The sequence below is a fragment of the Schnuerera sp. genome, assembly GCF_035459645.1.
Taxonomy (GTDB): Bacteria; Bacillota; Clostridia; order Tissierellales; family Tepidimicrobiaceae; genus Schnuerera.
This window is the reverse complement of the sequence record NZ_DATHXO010000312.1, coordinates 1-3,877: the sequence shown is the minus strand read 5'-3', so window position 1 is coordinate 3,877 and position 3,877 is coordinate 1. Positions and strand designations below refer to the sequence as shown.

General features: G+C 31.0%; 4 protein-coding genes and 1 riboswitch. All 4 genes read right to left on the bottom strand.

The genetic code is table 11. From position 1 onward, the window contains the following. Positions 1-19: 19 nt before the first annotated feature. The 4 genes from VK998_RS07355 to VK998_RS07340 all read right to left on the bottom strand — a co-directional run bounded on the left by VK998_RS07355 (position 20) and on the right by VK998_RS07340 (position 3,668). The gene (locus VK998_RS07355) at positions 20-808 is read right to left on the bottom strand and encodes a transglutaminase-like domain-containing protein (RefSeq protein ID WP_325227114.1); all 789 of its coding nucleotides are present in this window, start codon (positions 806-808) and stop codon (positions 20-22) included. A gap of 11 nt (positions 809-819) precedes the next feature. Continuing rightward, positions 820-904, bottom strand: a riboswitch (cyclic di-GMP riboswitch). Between the two features lie 114 nt (positions 905-1,018). Next, entirely contained in the window at positions 1,019-1,444 is a 426-nt protein-coding gene (locus VK998_RS07350; protein WP_325227110.1) for a DUF1893 domain-containing protein, read from the bottom strand. A 1-nt stretch (position 1,445) separates the two neighbouring features. After that, the gene (locus VK998_RS07345) at positions 1,446-2,840 is read right to left on the bottom strand and encodes an MATE family efflux transporter (RefSeq protein ID WP_325227108.1); all 1,395 of its coding nucleotides are present in this window, start codon (positions 2,838-2,840) and stop codon (positions 1,446-1,448) included. A 30-nt stretch (positions 2,841-2,870) separates the two neighbouring features. Continuing rightward, positions 2,871-3,668 carry a M55 family metallopeptidase gene (locus tag VK998_RS07340; RefSeq protein ID WP_325227103.1) on the bottom strand — a complete coding sequence of 266 codons (798 nt, stop codon included), beginning with the start codon at positions 3,666-3,668 and terminating at the stop codon, positions 2,871-2,873. Positions 3,669-3,877 lie beyond the last annotated feature (209 nt).

Genomic DNA, 3,877 nt, shown 5'->3' with positions numbered 1-3,877 from the left:
TAATGACAGTGGCTTTTTATTAATATGTTTTTTCTACTTTATATTCATTACTATCCTTTATCATGGCTATAGGTACTTCATTCTGTACATAAGCTGAATCATAGGTAGTATCAATAATAATCCATTTACCATTTATATATGCTTCATTCCAAGCATGGTATTTTTCAATATCTGATTTATATCCCATAAGCAGTTTTGTGGGTATATCTAAACTTCTTAACATTGCAGCCGTTAATACTGCATAATCATAACATATTCCAGATTGGAATTTAAAGGTATCATCTATTGATGGTATGTAATCCGCTTGAACTATATACGCCTTTTCGTTGTCATATTTTATATTGTTTGTTATATAATTGTATATAATCTTGATTTTTTCTTCATCATCTTTAATATCTTTAGTTAACTCTTTTGCATTTTTTATAGCAAGCATACTCTCATTCCAATTTACAATTTGAGTAGATTGTAAATATAAATCTTTTTCATCCTCTAATTCTAACTTCACTGTTTCTTTTTCAACTTGTCTATATTGATTTCCTTTTATATGTTCTAAAATTGAAATAGTATACTCTCCATTACCAAATACCAAAGGATAATTTACACCTAGTTTTAAATCATAATTTTCTTGATTATCATCTTTAGTTATCAAAACTTTCATATTGTCAGTATTCTTACTATAGTTTATCCTTATTATACCCTTGTCCAAATTATTTACATCCACAATAATATTTTTAGCAAAACTTGTAGTAGAAATTAATAAAATAAAAAAGATGACTATTGCGGAATTTAAAATGCGCTTTTTAAACATATTGCTCCCCCTTCGGTAACTGGCTGCCATCTTGATTTCAAGGAAGGCCCTTCAGCTTTGCGTCCTTGGTTTTCACCAAGTTTGTTTTTTCACATTATTATTTTTTCCATACATCTTTATTTATTAGTCAAAATCCCTCATAAATTAGTTCCTCTAAAAAATTCTCGTTCGTAACGATAGGAACCTGTCAACTAAATACTTTAAAAGCTGCTATTTACTAGCAGCTTTCAAAAACTCCATTATCCTATTCAAAAGTTCTTCTGCATTTTTAACCTGAATAGCCATTTTTTCAATAGGACACATATCTGTTTCATCTCTATTTTTAATATAACTACATTTCTTCTTATAACTATACGTTATATTACTTGCCTCTAATATTTCTAAACCAGTATCTGATATTAACTGCCCGTAAACTTCTTTTATACCTATATATTCACATAACATGGCAGCTCCTTTACCTATTACTTTATCTGCAATGGATGATTCTCTTGTTATATCTAACATTTCAGTAGCCAAAGTATACATAGGCTTTATTCCTCTGTCATGGCTTTTAAATATTAAATCTCCATCTTTTACTACGGCTAAACACAGGTTTTCATCTTCTAAGTATTTTTTAGCTAGTTCTATATCTTTCATCTCATTCAACTCCAATTAACGATTTGCTCTCATATATATCTTTCTTCTTAAATATTATTAATCCACAAACAAATCTAAATATTAAATCCAATCCTAATGCAATCCAAATAAAATTAATACTAGTTTTAAAAACAAAAGCTCCTAATAATGAAAGAGGCACCCTAATTAACCATAAGCCTAGCATAGCAATTACCATTGGTATTTTAGAATAACCTGCACCTCTTAAGGCTCCATTCAAAACTCCGTTTATATTCTGAGGGATTTGCACCAAACCCATTACGAATAAATACATGGCTCCTATTTTAATGATTTGGCCATCATTGGTTAATAGCCTCATAACCTGTTTAGGGAAAAATATCAATATTCCCCCAGTAAATATAGTTAATATACTAGTCCATTTAATCAATTGATGAATATATTTCTTCCCTTGTTCCCTATCTTGAGAACCTATTGAATGACCAACAAAAGTAGTAGCTGCTACTCCAAACCCTGCTGCTGGCATATATGAAATAGCTTCTGCTTGTAACCCTAATTGATAAGCAGCATAGGCAATTTCTCCATATGTTAAAATCGCCTTAGTCATAAGAATTGCTGCACCTTCCCAAAATATGGTTTCAAAGGATGTGGGTAAACCTAATTTATATACAGGCAAAATTTCTTTAATCTGAATTTTGAAAGATAATTTATCTTCTATTATCGTTAAAGTACCTTGCCTTCCAAATAACACCTTTAATCCTAATATGGCCGCTGTAAATTGAGCAATTAATAATCCAAAAGCAGCCCCTCTCAATCCCATAGGTCTAATCCAAAGTTTCCCAAATATAAAAGTATAACTAAATATAATATTGACTAAATTCATAATCAAAGCTATCTTCATAGGGGTTTTAGCATTACCCATACCCTGCAAAGTTCCTGCCACTATTAAAACTACAGTAATAAAAGGCAACCCCCAAGAAATAGTCTTTAAATACAATACACCATTAGCCAACAATTCTTGACTAGGATTAAAAACTTTAAGCAGAGTTTCTGCATTCCAAAATAACAGTTGTTGCAATAACATAACCAATAATATTGAAAAAAATAAAGTTTGGGTCACAATTCTTTTTAACTTAGTAAAATTATTAGCTCCATGAGCTTGAGCTACAAATACAGACACTCCTGTTGATACTCCTTTAAATATAGCCCATATCATATTAAAGATAATATTACTCATACCTAAAGCTCCAACGGCTAAAGGATTGATTCTACCTATCATAGCCATGGAAACAATCCCTGCTGTCATTTGAAGTATGTTTTCAAGGGTTATAGGTAGAATCATAGATAGTATTTTCTTTCTGATTATTTTATTTTCTCTGTCTTTGTTCTTTATTTTCATCTTTTCAATTTCCTCTGTCATCAATTTTATTATTTCTCAAACTCTTTAAATCTATAATAAAAATCTTATAGCTCTAACTACTTCTATTAAATCTTTGGTTTTAAAAGAAATTCTCTTAGAATCTATCATTTCTACTCCTTTATAGTTCATAGCTTTTAAAGTTTCTGAATGTTTATAATATTTTATTTCTAATTCAAATTCCTTTGGTAACTCTATTTCATATTGGGAAAAATCCTTCTTCAAACTTTCTTCTACTCCATCTTTTATAAGTTCTAAGGCTAATTGTGGATGTATATTTATTGTAGAATCACCACTTCCTTCTTTTACAGGTATGGTAACTATATTCCTATTATGGTTTTTAACTTCATCACATAATCCTAAATCTCCACTTAAAAATACTACTGGTACCTTTAAAGAAGTGGCTATATATGAATGAAGAAGAAACTCTGACAGATATTCTCCATTTAGTTTAATATAGTCAATACTTGTATTCATAGTATGAGATAAAGGATTAGTATTAGTACCACCAGCAGAATGATATCCTATGAATATTAATGCATCAAAAGTTTCATCTAATTCTTGCACCATAGAATACATATGCCCACTCCAACCTCTTATAAGCTTAGTATTTTTAGGTAATAAATTATGGTCTATATTTCTTCCACTATCGTGGGCATCTTTAATCCATATTTCATCTACTCCTGCATTAATTGCACCTTCACAAGCAGCTTTTACTTCCAATGTCATTTGATGAGCAAACTCTTTATGGTCTGCTTCAGGCTTTTCAGTTTCATCCCAATGGGTAACTCCAGTAACCCCTTCAATATCAGCACTTATATATACTTTCATAGAACATGCCTCCTTTATTTAAAAATCTACATATATTCATTATAACAGCATTTTTAAATAATATATTACTGGGTCGGCGGCCCAGTTGCGCCAGCGCAGGTTTTCCGGAATCGGAGATTTGTAGTCGTCATCGAACTCTTCCCATTCCAGTTCCCGGTCGTCGAAGATTTTCAGGAACAGCATCCAGACCAGCTGGCCTATGCGCTGGG

Coding starts and splice junctions, on each gene's coding strand:
- VK998_RS07355 (WP_325227114.1), bottom strand. CDS start 808: ATGTTTAAAAAGCGCATTTTAAATTCCGCAATAGTCATCTTTTTTATT.
- VK998_RS07350 (WP_325227110.1), bottom strand. CDS start 1,444: ATGAAAGATATAGAACTAGCTAAAAAATACTTAGAAGATGAAAACCTG.
- VK998_RS07345 (WP_325227108.1), bottom strand. CDS start 2,840: ATGACAGAGGAAATTGAAAAGATGAAAATAAAGAACAAAGACAGAGAA.
- VK998_RS07340 (WP_325227103.1), bottom strand. CDS start 3,668: ATGAAAGTATATATAAGTGCTGATATTGAAGGGGTTACTGGAGTTACC.